This is a genomic window from Mesorhizobium sp. WSM4313, from assembly GCF_002294725.1.
Classification (GTDB): domain Bacteria; phylum Pseudomonadota; class Alphaproteobacteria; order Rhizobiales; family Rhizobiaceae; genus Mesorhizobium.
In genome coordinates this window covers 1-18,203 of sequence record NZ_NSFT01000012.1, presented here as the reverse complement: position 1 = coordinate 18,203, position 18,203 = coordinate 1, and the positions used below count along the sequence as shown (strand labels likewise).

The 18,203-nt window shown below is 60.2% G+C and carries 11 protein-coding genes and 6 pseudogenes; 12 read left to right on the top strand and 5 right to left on the bottom strand.

All coding sequences use genetic code 11. The features are described 5' to 3' along the window. Positions 1 to 316: 316 nt before the first annotated feature. Positions 317 to 1,504: a M20 aminoacylase family protein gene (locus CK219_RS23025; RefSeq protein WP_063169331.1), complete on the top strand. Its 1,188-nt coding sequence runs from the start codon at positions 317 to 319 to the stop codon at positions 1,502 to 1,504. Between the two features lie 79 nt (positions 1,505 to 1,583). Next, complete coding sequence (locus CK219_RS23020) at positions 1,584 to 3,017, top strand: amidase (RefSeq protein WP_063169332.1); 1,434 nt, start codon at positions 1,584 to 1,586, stop codon at positions 3,015 to 3,017. 808 nt (positions 3,018 to 3,825) lie between these two features. Here the strand turns inward: CK219_RS23020 and CK219_RS32620 are convergent. Next, positions 3,826 to 4,113 (bottom strand): hypothetical protein, encoded by a 288-nt coding sequence (locus CK219_RS32620; RefSeq protein ID WP_164754281.1) that lies wholly within the window; start codon positions 4,111 to 4,113, stop codon positions 3,826 to 3,828. A gap of 20 nt (positions 4,114 to 4,133) precedes the next feature. On the opposite strand from CK219_RS32620, the gene CK219_RS31965 reads away from it, so the two are divergent. From CK219_RS31965 to CK219_RS23000, 3 genes and pseudogenes are all read left to right on the top strand, one after another. After that, positions 4,134 to 4,463 carry an ATP-binding protein gene (locus CK219_RS31965; protein WP_272482847.1) on the top strand — a complete coding sequence of 110 codons (330 nt, stop codon included), beginning with the start codon at positions 4,134 to 4,136 and terminating at the stop codon, positions 4,461 to 4,463. 771 nt (positions 4,464 to 5,234) lie between these two features. After that, on the top strand, positions 5,235 to 6,242 hold the full coding sequence (locus CK219_RS23005) for an ATP-grasp domain-containing protein (protein WP_063169333.1): 1,008 nt from the start codon (positions 5,235 to 5,237) through the stop codon (positions 6,240 to 6,242). Between the two features lie 188 nt (positions 6,243 to 6,430). Then, positions 6,431 to 6,711: pseudogene (locus CK219_RS23000) on the top strand (integrase core domain-containing protein); the annotation flags it as partial. A 48-nt stretch (positions 6,712 to 6,759) separates the two neighbouring features. On the opposite strand, the gene CK219_RS32270 reads toward CK219_RS23000, so the two are convergent. After that, positions 6,760 to 6,894 (bottom strand): IS110 family transposase, encoded by a 135-nt coding sequence (locus CK219_RS32270; RefSeq protein WP_224570036.1) that lies wholly within the window; start codon positions 6,892 to 6,894, stop codon positions 6,760 to 6,762. A gap of 314 nt (positions 6,895 to 7,208) precedes the next feature. Between CK219_RS32270 and CK219_RS22990 the strand changes: the two are divergent. The 7 genes and pseudogenes from CK219_RS22990 to CK219_RS22960 all read left to right on the top strand — a co-directional run. After that, positions 7,209 to 8,413: pseudogene (locus CK219_RS22990) on the top strand (IS110 family transposase). 419 nt (positions 8,414 to 8,832) lie between these two features. Further along, complete coding sequence (locus CK219_RS22985) at positions 8,833 to 9,213, top strand: transposase (protein WP_199489649.1); 381 nt, start codon at positions 8,833 to 8,835, stop codon at positions 9,211 to 9,213. Continuing rightward, positions 9,210 to 9,562, top strand: a pseudogene (tnpB, locus tag CK219_RS22980) (IS66 family insertion sequence element accessory protein TnpB). The gene CK219_RS22985 and the pseudogene tnpB overlap by 4 nt, the downstream one beginning before the upstream one ends. A 69-nt stretch (positions 9,563 to 9,631) precedes the next feature. Next, positions 9,632 to 10,949: pseudogene (locus CK219_RS22975) on the top strand (IS66 family transposase); the annotation flags it as partial. A gap of 49 nt (positions 10,950 to 10,998) precedes the next feature. Then, positions 10,999 to 11,301, top strand: a complete 303-nt coding sequence (locus CK219_RS31795; RefSeq protein ID WP_063169337.1) for a hypothetical protein — start codon at positions 10,999 to 11,001, stop codon at positions 11,299 to 11,301. Then, positions 11,288 to 13,351, top strand: coding sequence for a recombinase family protein (locus CK219_RS22965; RefSeq protein WP_063169338.1), 2,064 nt, complete (start codon positions 11,288 to 11,290; stop codon positions 13,349 to 13,351). Before CK219_RS31795 ends, CK219_RS22965 begins: the two co-directional genes overlap by 14 nt. 28 nt (positions 13,352 to 13,379) lie before the next feature. Then, positions 13,380 to 13,572, top strand: a pseudogene (locus tag CK219_RS22960) (transposase domain-containing protein); the annotation flags it as partial. A gap of 44 nt (positions 13,573 to 13,616) precedes the next feature. Here CK219_RS22960 and CK219_RS32265 read toward each other — a convergent pair. The 3 genes and pseudogenes from CK219_RS32265 to CK219_RS22945 form a co-directional block, all read right to left on the bottom strand. Continuing rightward, positions 13,617 to 13,954, bottom strand: a pseudogene (locus CK219_RS32265) (IS110 family transposase); the annotation flags it as partial. Between the two features lie 88 nt (positions 13,955 to 14,042). Beyond that, positions 14,043 to 15,812, bottom strand: coding sequence for a CocE/NonD family hydrolase (locus tag CK219_RS22950; RefSeq protein ID WP_063169339.1), 1,770 nt, complete (start codon positions 15,810 to 15,812; stop codon positions 14,043 to 14,045). Between the two features lie 498 nt (positions 15,813 to 16,310). Further along, positions 16,311 to 18,047, bottom strand: coding sequence for a CocE/NonD family hydrolase (locus CK219_RS22945; RefSeq protein WP_245340586.1), 1,737 nt, complete (start codon positions 18,045 to 18,047; stop codon positions 16,311 to 16,313). Positions 18,048 to 18,203: the final 156 nt, after the last annotated feature.

Here is an 18,203-nt window from a genome sequence, read left to right as displayed (position 1 = left end):
GTCCCGCATATATACCAGGGCACCTCCTCTCAGCCTGCAGGTGTTATGCGCCAATGACCAAAAAACGATGATATTCTGCGGGACCAAGGCGCCCTTCGCGCAACCAAGCTCTTTGGCACTTGCTACATTCTGGGCGGAGCGGAATTCAGGATTGTCGGTCCCCGGCTAATTGGAGCGGCTTCAGTCGGCGGAATAGCTGGGGTGCCTACGTCGCACAGAGGATGCTGTGCTCCCGGCAGCGCGGAAACGGGTCTCCCGGCTCTCGCAAGGACAAAGCGTGAAATTCGCCTGCAACCGGCAAGAAAGGAAAGTCCCCGTGGCAATTCTCAATAGCGTCGCAGAGTTTCTCCCCGAGATAGTGGCTTGGCGCCGGGACATCCATGCACATCCCGAACTGGGCTTCGACATCCCCCGTACTTCGGCATTTGTCGCCGAGCGCCTGCGCGAATTCGGCTGCGACGCCGTCGCGACCGGCATCGGCAAAACCGGCGTCGTTGGCGTCATCAAGGGCAACGGCGTCGTGAGCGACGGTAACCCAAAGGTTATCGGATTGCGCGCTGACATGGATGCGCTGCCGATCAACGAAGCGACCGATCTGCCCTATGCGTCCAAGAACAAGGGCTTGATGCATGCGTGTGGGCATGACGGCCACACCGCGATGCTGTTGGGTGCCGCGCGCTATCTTGCCGATACTCGGAATTTCGCTGGAACGGCGGTCATGATCTTCCAACCTGCCGAGGAGATCGGTACCGGCGCCGTTGCCATGCTAGATGACGGTTTGATGGAGCGGTTCGGCATCGAGCACATCTACGGAATGCACAATCGTCCGGGCTTGCCGGTAGGTGTCTTCGGAATCCGGCAAGGTCCAGTGATGGCGGCAACTGATAGCATAGAAATTAGCATTGAAGGGCGAGGGGGGCACCCTGGAAGGCCTCATGAATGCATCGATCCGATTCTGGTCGGCGCTCAGCTTGTGACGGCCCTGCAGCATATCCTGGCTCAGAACATTGACCCTGTCGACTCGGCAGGAATTTCGTTCCACCAGTTCCAGTCCGGGCAGAGACTAGTCCCCGTCGTTCCGCAAACAGCGGAGTTGGTGGGCACCATGCGGACGCTAAAGCCGGAGGTGCGCAAGTTCGTGAAGGAGCGGGTGGGCGAAGTGGTCGCCGGCATCGCCCAGATAACCGGCGCGAAGATAGATATTAAATTTCAGAGCTTCGACGCAATTCTCTTCAATGAGGTCCAGCAGACCGACCTTGCGAGAAGCGCGGCCAAGGGCGTGGCCGGTGAAAACAATGTGCTCGAGACGCCACCGGTAATGGGGGGGGAAGATTTCTCCTTCCTGGCGCAGGCGCGGCCGGGTGCTTTCGTCTGGTGCGGGAACGGTGACAGCGCCGGCCTGCATCACCCTGCCTACAATTTCAACGACGAGGCGATTCCTTATGGAACATCGTACTGGATCAAGCTCGTAGAGAACACGTTGGGATCCCGTCCGACGTCTTGATGATCGGTCTGACAAGGGCCGCAGAACGAATGAATAACTGCCGTCTTATGCCAGGCTTGAATGTAGCGGACCTCGTAAAATGAAAACTCGTTCATCCGTGCCAACATCTCTTGAGGGTCTGTCGGCGTGCGAATGCCTGGAACTCTACCGAAGGCGGCAGCTCTCGCCTGTTGAAGTCGTCGATGACTGTCTCAGCCGCATCGACGCCAACAACCCGGCGCTGAACGCATTTTGCCTCGTCGACCACGAAGGGGCCAGGTCTGCTGCCCGGGCCTCGGAGGGTCGATGGATGAAGGGGGAACCAGCCGGAGTACTAGATGGCATTCCGGCCACCATCAAAGACCTCACCTTGACACGAGGCTGGCCGACAAGACGTGGCTCATTGTCCGGCAGCACCGAGGGACCCTGGACTGAAGACGCCCCTGTTCCAGCCCGTATCCGTGAGACCGGTGGCGTTATCCTGGGCAAGACAACCACTCCAGAATTTGGCTGGAAAGGGGTAACAGACAGCCCGGTCTACGGGATCACCCGCAATCCCTGGAATCCTGACCTGACACCAGGCGGGTCGTCGGGAGGGGCGGCAGTTGCGGCTGCGCTCAACCTTGGCTTTCTTCATCAGGGTAGCGACGGCGGGGGATCAATCCGGATACCGGCGAGCTTCACGGGGACCTTCGGCTTCAAGCCAACCTTCGGCATCGTTCCGCAATGGCCAGCTAGCGCCATGACAACGCTGTCTCATTTGGGGCCGGTGACCCGCACCGTTGCGGATGCGATCCTGATGATGAATGTGATTGCACGAAAGGACGCTCGCGATGGCTATGCGGGTCCGGCGTACCTAGGTCTCGACCCCGATCCAGCAAAGACCACCATCAGGGGCCTGCGGATCGGCTACAGTCGGAACCTCGGCTATGTCAAGGTGGCGCGAGATATCCAAAACGTTACCGATAATGCGATCGACCAGCTTCGAGCTCTTGGGGCCGAGGTGGCCGAAGTCAATCCGGGATTTGCGGATCCGGTGGAGGTGTTTTCTACATTCTGGTTCGCTGGCGCCGCCCGTATTGTGTCACGAATGAACAAACAGCAAAGACAATTACTAGATCCTGGCTTTCTGGAAGGTGCCGAACGCGGGCTGAAGATCACCCTTACCGAATTTCAGGAAGCTGAGGCGATGCGGTTCGAGCTCTCCGCTCTGATGGCGAAGTTCCACGAAAATTACGATCTCTTGGTCACACCGACGATGCCTATCGCGCCGTTCCCCGTCGGGCGAAATGTGCCGGATGATAGTTACAAGGGGTGGGTGGACTGGACGCCCTTCACCTACCCTTTCAACTTGACCCAGCAACCAGCAGCATCGATTCCATCGGGCCTGGATGATCAAGGGCTGCCCGTCGGGCTACAACTGGTCGGCGCGCGCTATTCCGACACCTCCGTCCTAGCCGCGGCATATACGATCGAAAGTCGCCTGGGGCTTCCTTCTTTCGCGAGGAGCAGATTCCACGCTGCCACCCCTTAAAACTTGAGACTGCCGCGCTCAAGCACCTGACGGCCTCCAAGCGGTCAAGCCACGGACGCGAATGTCATTCGATAAAGGGGCGCGGCGTCATAGATGGGCAGTCCTGTCCTACGACGGATTGCTGACGTCACCATCGGGGACAATGTACATTCAAATAGGAGTGCGTCAATCTTGGGATGTGCGGCGCGAAGTCGCGACACAGACTGCAACCCGGGGACTCCATTTCGGTAACACTAGCCGGCCGCGTATTACCTTCGATGCCGCCGATGGCTACTCTTGCCCCTGCGGATGAATCCATGCCCAGCAGCTCTTCGCCGCAGTGTCTTGAGTCTGCGGCCAGACGGCGAGCTTTGCGCCGGCCGGAAGCTGCCGGAGGAGCGTGGGCGCCAGTAGCAGGCTCGACATGGCCACGGGAAGTTTGACAGACGTGGCCAGTGCAGCCTGGCACCAGATACTGAAGCCGCAGTCCCTGGTTATCGCGACGGCTCCGCGCTCAACCAACCGCCTGGCAGCTGCAATGTAGGCCGGCTCGAGAGAGGCATCGCCAGGACTGACCCTCTCCGCCAAAGCCCCGGCCGCGGTCTCTATTATAATTGGGAAGTCGAAGTTGCCGGGTTGAAGACCGACCCCGATGCGGTGGCGGAAATTCACCAGGGCGCAAGTCCGATCTCCAGCCTGTGATTTTTGCAACACTGGCCATCCAATGAGGATCCAACTGCCGTCTGATCGTGACAATTCAGCTGCGTCAAATGCCTTTGCCGCCAAGATGGCGCGTATCGTCAGGTTGTGCTGACCAAGCTGGGACGCTCTACGAGCGCAGGAATCCTGCATTCGCCTGACGCTTCCGGCTCGGTTGCAAGGCTCGGGAATAGTAATGACGAAACAGTGGATCAGCACGCCGTAAGCCCAGTGCAAAAAATGCGGGCTTCGTGCCGAACCTTTTTTTGGAACGGCGGGCGCGGATCTCATCATTGAGATTACCGGAAAGCCTGTCCGGACTTTTCCGAAGCCGCACTGTTATCCTGTTCGAGAGCGACGCATCGATGGTTCCTTTCCCCGCCTCATCGACAAGCTCACCCGTGTCCACTTGGCTCATCCACGACGACTTCGGCAACCATGCTCTCTCCGATCAGCAGCGCTTCCACCTCTTCGAAAATCGTCGAGGAGCGCTATCAGAGAAAATCCACCCTGATCACCGCCCAGGTCCCCGTGGCAAGCTGGCACGACCTTATTAACGACAGCACGGTCGCCGACGCTATACACGACCGCTCGTGCACAATGCACACCGCATCGCCCTTCAGGGCGAGAGCATCCGAAGAAAAAAGCCTCGGCCCTCTTGACCGACTCCGAGAACACCGAAATCAATCAGCCCTACAGCAACCAGGCTGCCGAGGACCAACCTCGACGAACTGTCGGACTTTTGTGAAAACGCTGTCCGGGAATTAGCGGAATCGCTGTCCAGCTTTTGAAGCGCGCAATAACACTATGGCCGTCATCGAAATGAGCAAGGCGAAGTGCTGATTGCCGCGTTTGTTCCGGGATTAAGCGCCAGCCTCTCAAGAAGATTTATGCCGACTCGCCATCATTGTTGAAACTGCTGCAGCGCTCGCACGTTGAAGCCGGCCAGGCCGGGCATACGATTATGCGGATCGCCTTCGCCCAACTTCAATTCTGGACGCCAGGGCTCGATGTAAGGGACCGGCGAGCGTCAAAAGACTGCGGATGGGTCGCCGCTCGTCCCCTGGGATACGATCTCTGTCGGATTTTGTCGCGCCTGCGACATAGTGGTTGTGCGGGCCAGTTTAGTACCTGATATGACCGTAAGTTTGATATCAAACTCAAAGCACTGGCCGACGTGCATTTTGCGAGGTTGGCACGGTTTTTGAAGCGATCATTTCGCGTCGGAGCGCTCTCATCCGCCGGTTATCATCTGTTTTGGCATAAACCCTGCATAAGGCTTTATTGATGGTACCGCAACCCAACTCGCCGTCTTTCGAGCTACTTGGGCAAAAAGAGCACCGCCAGCGGAAAGGGTCGGGAACCGGAGAGGGAACCGGGTGGTGGACCTATGTTTGTGGAGGGGGTTGTGAAAAGGGTCAGCCATGGTGCTTCGAGCCTCTTGTACTCGTGCAGGTCGTCAATGTTGATATAGCGGTTGGCCTCCATCCAGTTTTCATTGGTTTCGTGACAGCAGACAAACGTCAAAGGAGATAGCTCATGCGAGTAGCCATCGTAACGAACAGTGATTTCAACGGTGTGATTAACCGGTTCGGTCAGCCTTGTCCGCAGCCGCCGCAGCCTTGGCCGCATAGCGGCACGTTGGAAGATGTGGTGGCGGCACTTCAAGAGGGCGGCCACGAGACGGTAGTGTGTGAAGGCGATAAAGGACTGCTCGCCAGTCTCGAGCGGTTCATGCCACCTGATCCGCAAGGTCGCCCCTCGGGAATGGTCTTCAACTTGGCGGAGGGAATTCAGGGCGAAAAGCGTTACACTCATGTTCCTGCCATGCTTGAGATGGCCGGTGTTCCATACACTGGATGTAGCCCCTTCGGGATTGGGCTGACGGGAGACAAAGTCATTACCAAAATGCTCATCCGCGATCAGGGCGTGCCGACTCCGAACTTTCGCGTGATGCGTCGCGGCACCGAGAACACCGGCGACCTGAGATTCCCAGTGGTAGTGAAGCCGCGGGAGGAGGACTGCAGCTTCGGATTGCAGATCATACATGAACACTCTAAGTTGCGGCAGGCCGTCGAAGTGATCGTCACGCAGCATGCTCAGGATGCGCTAGTGGAGGAATACATCGAGGGGCGGGAAATCTGCGTTGCGTTGCTCGGAAACGGGGAGCCCGAAGTTTTGCCTCTAGTGGAGCAGGACTTCGGTGACCGCGAAACGCGTGTTATGAATTGGGATGCGAAGTACGTGGCGGCCGCAGCGGTGCCCAAGATTTGCCCGGCGAAAATCGAGAGCGGGCTTGAGACGATGTTACGGGATATTTCGGTTGCGACCTTCCGTGCCTGCCACTGCCGGGACTATGCCCGCGTCGATTTCCGGATCGATCGCTCAGGCCAACCGTTTGTCCTAGAGATGAACTCGGTGCCGGCCCTTGGTATACACTCCAGTTATGGCACAGCTGCAACGGCCGGCGGACACAGCTTCGTAAGCTTGATCAATCGCATCCTCAATGTCGCCCACACCCGCTATTTCGGAATCGGCGTCTCATAGTGGATTGATCGGATCAAAAGAGTCCGATTTCGGGATTCCGTTTTGCGGTTTGGCGTGCGAGTTAGATGCATGCGCAATAGCATCCCCCTTCACCGTTTTGGCCAGCGACCGTCAGCGCCTGCAAGCGCTCGTCGCGGCGCCAGGAAGCCCGCAAGCACGTTCGGGGGCCGCATCGTCGCGCTGTGCTTCGAACCACGAAGCCAAAGCATACTTGGACCACCGGCTAGGTCGAGCGAATGAACCGCACCATCAAGGACGCGACGGGCAAGCGTTTCCACTACGACGATCATGACCAACTGCGTCGGCATCTTGCCGACTTTGTTGCGGCCTACAAATTTCGGCCGCAGGCTGAAGGCCCTCAAAGGTCTCACCCTACGAGTTCATCTGCAAGGCATGGGCTTCCCAGCCCGAGCGCTTCACTCTCAATCCGCTCCACCAAATGCCTGGACTTGTCTATTCGGCGTGTTGAAGTCAATCCCATTCAAGCTTCCTAGGCTGACCTGCCGACGCGATTATCCTAGCCTGATTGATGTAACCGCGGCGTCAAACCGAGATACGGCCCCACGTCCTTCGAATTCCTGAAGGGGGCAGGAATATCGACCGTGGCGTTGAAACCCAGTGCAACGATAGGGCCGACGCCCAGCACGGTCATCAACCGCCTGCAAACCGTGTCACCCCTCACGATCGACAACAGTCTTTCGTGTAGCACCGTGAACTGCTCGCAAAGTTTCCGACGGGCGGTGAGCAACGTCTCCATGATGTCTCGAGTTCCGGAATGTCACCGGAAGGGTCCCGGATGCGATCCGCGAATTTGCCGGCCGTCGACAATGCCAACTTTGAGACCGAAGTTACGAAACAGGCCACGGATGTCGTTCTCGATGGCGATGGCCTTTTCCTGAAGCGACTTGAGGGCCGTCAGCAGCGCCCGGCGATTCTGGGTCGTCAGCGTCTTGACAGTAAGACCGTATGTCCGCCTCTGCCGATGAGGTGGCTCGCCCTACACTGCGCGTCCGAGGGTTGCTCGGACGGGCCGAGCCGATCCTCACCACAGGAGGACGAGCCGTGGCGGATTATAGAGAAGCATTTGTCGGAATCGATGTTGCGAAGCTTAAGAACGCTATTGCGATTGCGGAGGCAGGCCGGGAAGGAGAGGTTCGGTTCTTCGGTGAGGTCGACGCGTCGGCGACCAGCATGCGGCGGGTCATAGGCCGGATCGCCAGCCGCTTTGATTACGTGCATTTCTGCTATGAGGCTGGGCCGACCGGGTACGGCCTTTATCGCCTGATCCGGTCGCTCGGGCACGAGTGCACCGTGGTTGCACCATCATTGATACCAAGGAAGCCCGGCGATCGGGTGAAGACGAACCGTCGAGACGCCATTTCCCTTGCCCGACTATTGCGCGCCGGCGAGCTGACCGCGGTGTGGGTTCCCGATGAAGGGCACGAGTCCATACGGGATCTTGTTCGCGCGCGGGCGGGCGCGGTCGAGACGCTGCGGGTCCATCGCCAGCAGGTGAGCGCATTCATGCTCAAGCACGGCCGTAGCTATCCGCGAAAGAAGAGCTGGACGATGCGCTATCTACGCTGGCTTCAGGAACAAGGTTCGATCATCCCGCGCATCAGATCGCACTCCAGGAGATGGTCGAGGCGGTGCGCGTCTCGAAAGAGCGGGTCGAGCGGCTGGAGCGTGTGATCGAAGAGTTCGTCCCGGCCTGGTCGCTGGCACCGATCGTGTGGGCGCTTCAGACATTGCGTGGGGTAGACCTAATTGTCGCCGTGACGTTCGTCACCGAAGTCGGCGACGCCAGCCGGTTCGAAAGCCCACGCCAGCTCATGGGATATCTCGGTCGGGTCCCCGGCGAGCGCTCAACCGGGGAGACAGTCCGGCGCGGCGGCATCACAAAGGCAGGCAACGGTCGGGTTCGCCACATGTTGGTCGAGAGCGCCTGGACCTATCGACATCCGCCCAAGGTCGGGAAGGCGAAGCTATACCGGTTGGAGCAGGCGTCACCGAAGGTGCGTGAGATCGCCTGGAAGGCGCAGTCCCGCCTGACAGCCCGCTACCGCATGCTGAGCGCTCGGGGCAAACGGACAACGGTCGTCTGCACCGCGATCGCCCGTGAACTGGTCGGCTTTATGTGGGCAGTCGCAAGGGAGGCGCGCGTCACCTGATCGCTCGCCGCGATGGCGCACATATCGCGCATGGGCGGAGGCGGGACCACGGCAGGGGAATGCCCGTCAGACGCTTTGTGGCCGGCAAATCGACCGACGCCCGCAGTAAGATAGGAACAGCCCCGGACGCACAATCGGGAATGCGGTAGCCAACCCGCGCATCAGAGCTTGATCACCGACGTCCTTCAGTTCCGCCTCCCCACCCATGCGCGATCATCAGAATGAGCAGCCGTTCCTCGGATCGGGCGACCTCATGCGTTCCAAACCTTGACAGCGGACATCAGAGCGGTGTTTCCGGACCACCTTTCGGGAGTGGTCGCGATCTGTGAGGTTGCCGATCCTGTATTGGGATCGGAGATCGGCTTGTGTCTGGACTTGACCTTACGCTTGACCCGGAGCGGCAGCTTCGGCGTTTCGAGGTGATCAACGGTGCCGGCGGTCGGCGTCACTGGTCGGTGGATGACAAGGCGCGGATCATCGCAGAGACGCTGGAGCCGAATGCGATCATTTCCGAGGTCGCCCGCCGTTATGGTCTCAGGCCGCAGCAGGTCTTCGCCTGGCGCCGCGAAGCGCGCAAACAGGCCGCTTCGGTGCAGCAAGATTCTCCTGCCTTTGTGCCGGCGGTTGTGGCGGCGGCGGAACCTGCAGCCAGCCGTTCACCGAAGCAGCGGAAACGGCAAGCCACCCGAGATGCCGGCATGATCGAGCTTGAGATCGACGGCATCGCGATGCGCGTCGGCCGGGGCGCCGATACCAAGACGGTGGCCGCAGTGATCCGCGCGCTGAAGGCGACGTCGTGATCGGGCCGACGGGTGCGGTCAAGGTCATGGTGGCGACGAAGCCCGTCGACTTCCGCAAGGGTGCGGAGGGATTGGCGGCGCTGGTGCGAGAGACAATGGGGGCCGATCCGTTCAGCGGGGCCGTCTACGTCTTCCGGGCGAAGCGGACTGACCGGATCAAGCTGATCTTCTGGGATGGCACCGGGGTTTGCCTGCTAAGCGTTTGGAGGATGGGGAGTTCCGCTGGCCGAAAGTGCATGACGGCATGATGCGGCTGACGGCCGCGCAGCTCTCGGCGCTACTCGAAGGTCTCGACTGGCGGCGAGTCCATGAGGCGCGCCGGACCCGCGTGCCAGCCCAGGCGGGCTGACCCGCGACGAAGTGAATCAGCCTAGATTCCGCTGTCGCGGGCTGTCGGCGAATATGGTCTGATCCGTTCATGGCGATGACGGCTGACCAGCTTCCCGACGATCCGGACGCGCTGAAGGCGATGGTCCTGGCGCACGACGTCGAGAATGCCCGTCTGATTCAGATCATCAAGGAATTGCAGCGTCACCGCTTCGGCCGGCGTGCCGAGACGCTCCCCGAGGATCAATTGCTGCTGGGGCTCGAAGAGGCGGAGCAGATCGAGGCCGCCGGTGAGGAAGAGAAGGAGCAATCTGCTCCCGCCGAGCGGCAAGCAAAGGCCACGAGGCGCCGGGCCAACCGGGGCGCGCTGCCACCCCATCTGCCGCGCGTGGAGATGGTCGTCGACATCGAGGACCATGCCTGCCCATGCTGCCGCAATGGCTTGCATCGGATCGGCGAGGACGTGAGCGAGCGGCTCGACATCGTTCCGGCGCAGCTGCGTGTAATCGTCGTGCGCCGGCCCAAATATGCCTGCCGCGCCTGCGAGGACGTCGTGGTTCAGGCTTCCGGCGCCGGCCCGGCTGATCGAGGGTGGTCTTCCGACCGAGGCAACGGTCGCCCAGGTGCTGGTCTCAAAATATGCCGATCACCTTCCGCTCTATCGTCAGGCGCAAATCTACGCCCGGCAGGGTATCAATCTCGATCGCTCTACGCTCGCCGACTGGGTCGGCCGCGCCGCCTGGCACCTGCGTCCGGTGCATGAGCGGCTGCTTGGCAAGCTGAAGTCCTCGGCAAAACTCTTCGCCGACGAGACGACCGCGCCGGTGCTCGATCCCGGCCGCGGCAAGACTAAGACAGGTCAACTCTGGGCCTATGCCCGCGATGACCGACGATGGGAGGGGAGCGACCCGCCGGGCGTCGCCTATGTCTATGCGCCGGACCGAAAGGCCGAGCGTCCGATCGCTCATCTCGCAGGCTTCACCGGAATCTTGCAGGTCGACGGCTATGGCGGCTATCGCGTGCTGGCCGACAAAAGCGGCGTCACGCTCGCCTTCTGCTGGGCGCATGTCCGTCGGCGCTTTTATGAACTGGCAGCAGCCGGTCCCGCGCCGATCGCCAGTGACGCGCTGAGACGGATCGCCGAACTCTACAAGATCGAGGATGACATCCGTGGCCGATCGGCCAACGAGCGCCGCGCGATGCGTCAGGACAAAAGCCGCGCCATCGTCGCCGATCTCGAACCCTGGCTGCGTGAGAAGCTCGGCCTGATCAGTCAGAAGACCAAGCTCGCAGAGGCAATCCGCTACACGCTCTCACGCTGGGAAGGCCTCTCGCACTTCCTTGACGACGGCCGCATCGAGATCGACAGCAACACCGTCGAACGCTCGATCCGTCCGATCGCAATCTCGGGGTCATTCTGCCCATGTTGGGCAGGAGGTCGAAGTCCCGTGCGCAGCAATGGATCTGGGCTCCCCGCGCGCGTCGCTTGCTGCACTGCTTGAACTGAACAAGCTCTTGATCCAGCGCCGTTTCCGGCGAGGCTCTCCGGATGGTTTCATCATCGGGGAGACTCAAAATGAGAACCTTGCCGCCACCGACACGATCTCTCGTGATCGTTCGCCAGCTCAGCATGCGCTCGACTCGCACAAGCTAGTCGGGCTGAGCGCAGCGCAACGAACGATCGTGATCGCCCGGCTCGCCAATGTGCTGATGGCCGCCGCCGGTATCGTGACGGAGGAGAGCCGCGATGACGAGCCGTAATCTGATTCCGGCCACCATCCTCAAGCGCAAGGCCGTTGTCTATGTACGTCAGTCCACGCAGGCGCAAGTGCAGCTCAATCTTGAGAGCCAGCGTCGGCAATATGAGCTGGTCGACGTCGCGCGGCGCTGGGGATTCCGCAAGGTTGAGGTGATCGACGAGGACTTGGGACGCACCGCAAGTGGAGCTGTGGAACGTCCCGGTTTCGAACGCCTGGTCGACGATCTGTGCACCGGTCATGTGGGCGCTGTGCTTTGCCTGGAGGCGTCCCGCCTGTCTCGCAACGGACCGGACTGGCATCGGCTGCTCGAGTTGTGCGGCGAAGTCGATGCACGGGTGATCGATCTGGACGGAGTCTACGATCCGGGACTGCCGAACGATCGCCTGCTGCTCGGCATGAAGGGGAGCATAAGCGAGTTCGAACTCGGGGTGCTGCGTGCTCGCATGTACGAAGCTGACCGCGCCAAGGCACAGCGCGGCGAACTGCGCATCTCTGTGCCCTTCGGCTACGTCTGGCACCGGGATTACGGTCTCGGGTTCGATCCCGATATACGCCTGCAGGAGACCATTCGCCTGATATTCGCGCGTTTCCGCGAACTCGGCAGTGCCCGCCAGGTCCTGATCTCGATGATCGACGATGGCGTGCATTTCCCCAGACCCTCCGACGGCAAGAAGATGGTGTCCTTCGCCTGGGTTCCGGTCCGCTACCGCAACGTGATCTCCGTCCTGAAGAACCCGTTCTACGCCGGCGCTTATGTCTATGGTAAGAGCGAGAAGCGCACCGAGATCGTGGATGGCCGCGTCCGCAAGAGCTATGGTCATTACAAGCCGGCCAGCGATTGGGCGGTGGTGCTCAAGGAGCATCACGAAGGCTATATCGGATGGAGCGAGTACGAACGGAACCAGGAACTTCTCGCCGCCAACGCCTATGGCAAAGCCGGCGGCGTCAAGTCGGGCCGCGGCGGTCGCGCGTTGCTCCCGGGTCTTCTCTCCTGTGGTCGATGCGGGCGAAGACTGGTTGTCACGTATGCCGGACGTGGCCAAGGTTACCCGGTCTATCGTTGCGAGAACACCATGATGGCGCAGGCGCGATGCATGTCGTTCAACGGCTTTCGCACCGATGCGGCGGTGGCCCGCGAAGCCTTGGAGGCGGTTGCGCCGATGGCGATCGAGGCGGCGTTGGAGGCTGAACAGATGCAGCTGGAGAGCGAAGCCAGGCGGCGGCAGATGATCGAGATGGACCTGCAGCAGGCACGCTATGAGGCATCGCTCGCCGAGCGCCGCTACGCCGCCTGCGACCCGGAGAACCGGCTTATAGCGGCCCAGCTCGAGAGGAACTGGGAAGCTAGGCTCAGGCGCGTGGAGACCTGCGAGGCCCGGCTCAGTGAAGTCCAGCGTATGGAGCCTGTCGACGCGATCCCTGACTTCACCGGCCTCGCCCAGGATCTCGAAGCCGCCTGGAATGCGCCGGGTGTCGATATGCGGTTCCGTCAGCAACTGCTGCGCGCGCTCATCAAGGACATTGTGGCGGACGTCGATGACGACGCGCGCGATGTGATCCTGACCATCCATTGGCATGGGGGCCAGCATTCCCAGGTAAGGGTTCGCAAGTCCAAATCCGGAGAGCATGGCCAGAGTACGCCTGAGGAGGCTCTGGCGGTCATGCGATCCATGGCAACGCGATGGTCGGATGCCGAAATCGCCGCCACACTCAACCGCATGGGCATGAAGACGGGTCAGGGAAAGACCTGGACGGCGCGACGCGTCCAATCCCTGCGCACGGTGCACAAGATCAGCGGCTATCGGTCTTCCGACAAGAACGGCGAGTGGCTTACCATGTCGGACGCGGCCGCGAAGCTTGGCGTGTCGCACGTCAAAATCCGCCGGTTCGTCAGGGACGGCATATTACCAGCCGAGCAGGTCATGCGCGGCGCGCCCTACCAGATCCGCGCCAGCGACCTTGAAGATGAACGGATCAAGGCCGATTTGGCGCGCAAATCTCCGCGTATCATCAACGACGATAATCAGAAATCGCTGTTTCCCGCCATTTGAAGAGGGGGTGCATAATGAATCAGTCTTCGCGCTCAACCGCAAGAACGCGCTCTTCGCAGGCTCTGACGGCGGCGCCGAACACTGGGCAGTCATCGCCTCGCTGATCGAAACCTGCAAGCTCAATGGTGTCGAACCGCTCGGCTTATCTCGCCGATGTCCTCACCAGGATCGTCAACGGCCACCCCAACAGCCAGATCGACGATCTCCTGCCTTGGGTCTACATCAACAAGCTCGAGCTCAAGGCCGTGGCCCGAGAATACCGCTTACTCTTGACATGCACGGGCCGGAACAGGTTAACCCGCATATCTGCGCGATGCCGCGAGCATGGTTGCGGTCGGTCTTGTTGACCTGTGCCTTGAGAACGCCTTGGAATGACGGGGCTCGATACAGGTCACGTAGTCCGGCTGCCGCCAGACCAACCATTGGGATAAGGGGCCGGCTTCAAGCCTGATCCGGGCGAGATTCCATGCGGGGTTCTTCAATGCGTCAGCAAGATCGTCCGGATGACTAGCAACCTTCATCTCTCGGCAAATTCGGCGCCCTTCTCACGATGCAAACGGTGGTCTCTTTCACGGAGACGTCCAGTCCGGCATAATTTTTCATGCTGCGCTTCCTTTCCTGATGCTTGTGGCTGTTCACACAGACCACGTTTTGTCATCATCTCGAAGCGCAGCACTTCAAAACAACCCGTTCAAGGCGGGGGGCAAAGCCGAATACCACAATCTAAACACCTAGCGATGCTGTTCAAATTCGCCTTGCCGGCATGGGACCCCATCGCTGTCATCACAGGAAGCAGTACGTGGGAGGGGAACTGCTCGCAGTGATGAATCGTGTTCCGAGCCACTACCCATTCAGTTTCGTCCCAGTTGTTACCTCCCGTATTCAGGTTGCGGTCGAACCGCGGGAAGGCCGAACTAGTGATTTCCAGGCGAATTTGATGGCCGGCCGGAAACCAATTACTTGTGGCGTCGAGATCAATCTCGATTTTGCATATAACGCTCGGTTCCATGAAAACAGCCCGATCAAAGCCCTCGCGATAGCGGACGCGCAGTATCCCGTCCACCACGTCAATCGCACGGCCATCGGGATGTACGTCCAACAGTCTGGCCACGAAGTCCGTGTCCGGGGCCGAAGAAGAGACGAAGAGGACCGCCCGGACAAATCCGGTAACCTCCATGCCCTCTGTGAGGGGCGGTGAAGTGAAGCAGAGGACGTCTGGACGAAGCTGGACGTCCTGGTAATCGCGGGGTCCTATAGTAGTTCCACTTGACTTCCCGCCGTCCATCCCCAAGAACGGCGCCGGATCCCCAGGGTCGTAGGTAAACGTGTCAGCCGGCTCGTCGGCACTCGGAGGCTCTACATCAAGAGTCCCGTCGCCTAGACGGGTCGCGGCATTCCCGCCGCTGCGGAGGAACCAGTGCTGCAGTTCCACACCAAGAGGGGGCCATTCTGACGCGGCACGCCACTCGTTGCGACCCATCACGTAGTACTGGACGCGGGGCATTCCCTCGATCCGGTCGGGCTTGTCGTTCAGCCAGCAGTCGAACCAGTCCAGGTAGATCTGCCAGCAATCCAGGCGCGCGTCGCCCAGCTCGCGCTCGCCGATAACCGTCGGGGCTTTGAGACTCTCGGTGCCACAATGCGTGGCTGGCGACAGAATGATATGTTGGTGATCGCGTGCCGCCGGGCTCAATCCGCGAGCACTAAAAACGCGCTGCTGGTGAAGCGCGTCGGCAGCCCCCACGTCGTACCACGAGTTCACGAACAGGGCTGGGACGTCGATGGTCGAGTCCTCGCTAAGCATCCCATTCCGATCCCCCCAGGGATCGCCTGGGTCACGCGAGACCCAGTCCTCCCAGTCAGTCGGCGGTCCCCCAAGGCTCTTAAGCATGTTGACGAGCGGCAGCGACGCGAAAGCCCGCTGATACTCCTCATCGCTTTTCGGTTGCACTCGGGACCGGTCCTTCGCTGCGGTTTGGTGGAACCAGGGGACAAACGCGGCAACCTCCACCGCACCGCCGAGACGGAGATCCCCGTTGCGATATCGCCCTCCGGCAGAGCCGTTCGCGCCGCCCGATCCCTGCGCAATTGCGCATCGGTGGGCTGGATGGCACAACTGCGCCAGCAAAACCTGCGCGATACCAAGCGCCGAGCACCCATATGTGCCCACGCGTCCATTCGACCATGGCTGCTGCGAAATCCAGGACAGCGTGTCATAACCGTCGTCCCTTTCATTCTCCATGAGGGTGAATACGCCGCCGGAATCGAAGACTCCACGAAGCTCCTGCACAAGTACGGCGAAGCCTTGTCCAGCAAACATTCTTGCCACTTTGTGGCGAGGCTCAACCGGACAGCGATAGGGCGTCTTACCGTATTGAGTTCGGATAAGGATTGACCCGAGTTCCCCAGTGTAACCAATAGGCCGATACAGGTCCGTGGCGAGCTCAACGCCGTCCCGCATTGGAACGCGCAAGCCGGTCTGCAAAACCACTTCGTATCGCGGCGTTGGCGGTTTAATCGGGCCTAGTTCATTACACACTTCAGAGTGCCTCCCAGACATTGAGACTGATTCAAGATGGAGTGGCCAATTTCGACGGGTCTCAGCATTCTATCTGCACGGTGGTGTGTTCGTCGCATTCACAGTACAACGATGAACTCTGTGCCGTTGCTAAGTTGTTTGAAAAGAAACTCAACCGTGCTTCTCTAGCAGGTCCGGCACTCAATGATGGCGCGTTGCCACCCCAATTTCCCTATTGCTTAAATCAATGTGACAGCGCGCCTACGCCGCTGTGCAAAACATCAATTGTGAGTCTCACCGCCATTATGTGCCGATCCATGGACCCCCATTCCATGCTGATTGACGCGGGCCGATGGGGCAAGCTGCTTGATGTGAGAAGCGACGGGCTCCCCGACCGATCGCAGCTTGTTATCACCGTTTGTTTGAAATAGTGGAGGTAGGCTAGCCAGGCGGCAAGCTGTTCAAATTCGCCTTGCCGGCATGGGACCCCATCGCTGTCATCACAGGAAGCAGTACGTGGGAGGGGAACTGCTCGCAGTGATGAATCGTGTTCCGAGCCACTACCCATTCAGTTTCGTCCCAGTTGTTACCTCCCGTATTCAGGTTGCGGTCGAACCGCGGGAAGGCCGAACTAGTGATTTCCAGGCGAATTTGATGGCCGGCCGGAAACCAATTACTTGTGGCGTCGAGATCAATCTCGATTTTGCATATAACGCTCGGTTCCATGAAAACAGCCCGATCAAAGCCCTCGCGATAGCGGACGCGCAGTATCCCGTCCACCACGTCAATCGCACGGCCATCGGGATGTACGTCCAACAGTCTGGCCACGAAGTCCGTGTCCGGGGCCGAAGAAGAGACGAAGAGGACCGCCCGGACAAATCCGGTAACCTCCATGCCCTCTGTGAGGGGCGGTGAAGTGAAGCAGAGGACGTCTGGACGAAGCTGGACGTCCTGGTAATCGCGGGGTCCTATAGTAGTTCCACTTGACTTCCCGCCGTCCATCCCCAAGAACGGCGCCGGATCCCCAGGGTCGTAGGTAAACGTGTCAGCCGGCTCGTCGGCACTCGGAGGCTCTACATCAAGAGTCCCGTCGCCTAGACGGGTCGCGGCATTCCCGCCGCTGCGGAGGAACCAGTGCTGCAGTTCCACACCAAGAGGGGGCCATTCTGACGCGGCACGCCACTCGTTGCGACCCATCACGTAGTACTGGACGCGGGGCATTCCCTCGATCCGGTCGGGCTTGTCGTTCAGCCAGCAGTCGAACCAGTCCAGGTAGATCTGCCAGCAATCCAGGCGCGCGTCGCCCAGCTCGCGCTCGCCGATAACCGTCGGGGCTTTGAGACTCTCGGTGCCACAATGCGTGGCTGGCGACAGAATGATATGTTGGTGATCGCGTGCCGCCGGGCTCAATCCGCGAGCACTAAAAACGCGCTGCTGGTGAAGCGCGTCGGCAGCCCCCACGTCGTACCACGAGTTCACGAACAGGGCTGGGACGTCGATGGTCGAGTCCTCGCTAAGCATCCCATTCCGATCCCCCCAGGGATCGCCTGGGTCACGCGAGACCCAGTCCTCCCAGTCAGTCGGCGGTCCCCCAAGGCTCTTAAGCATGTTGACGAGCGGCAGCGACGCGAAAGCCCGCTGATACTCCTCATCGCTTTTCGGTTGCACTCGGGACCGGTCCTTCGCTGCGGTTTGGTGGAACCAGGGGACAAACGCGGCAACCTCCACCGCACCGCCGAGACGGAGATCCCCGTTGCGATATCGCCCTCCGGCAGAGCCGTTCGCGCCGCCCGATCCCTGCGCAATTGCGCATCGGTGGGCTGGATGGCACAACTGCGCCAGCAAAACCTGCGCGATACCAAGCGCCGAGCACCCATATGTGCCCACGCGTCCATTCGACCATGGCTGCTGCGAAATCCAGGACAGCGTGTCATAACCGTCGTCCCTTTCATTCTCCATGAGGGTGAATACGCCGCCGGAATCGAAGACTCCACGAAGCTCCTGCACAAGTACGGCGAAGCCTTGTCCAGCAAACATTCTTGCCACTTTGTGGCGAGGCTCAACCGGACAGCGATAGGGCGTCTTACCGTATTGAGTTCGGATAAGGATTGACCCGAGTTCCCCAGTGTAACCAATAGGCCGATACAGGTCCGTGGCGAGCTCAACGCCGTCCCGCATTGGAACGCGCAAGCCGGTCTGCAAAACCACTTCGTATCGCGGCGTTGGCGGTTTAATCGGGCCTAGTTCATTACACACTTCAGAGTGCCTCCCAGACATTGAGACTGATTCAAGATGGAGTGGCCAATTTCGACGGGTCTCAGCATTCTATCTGCA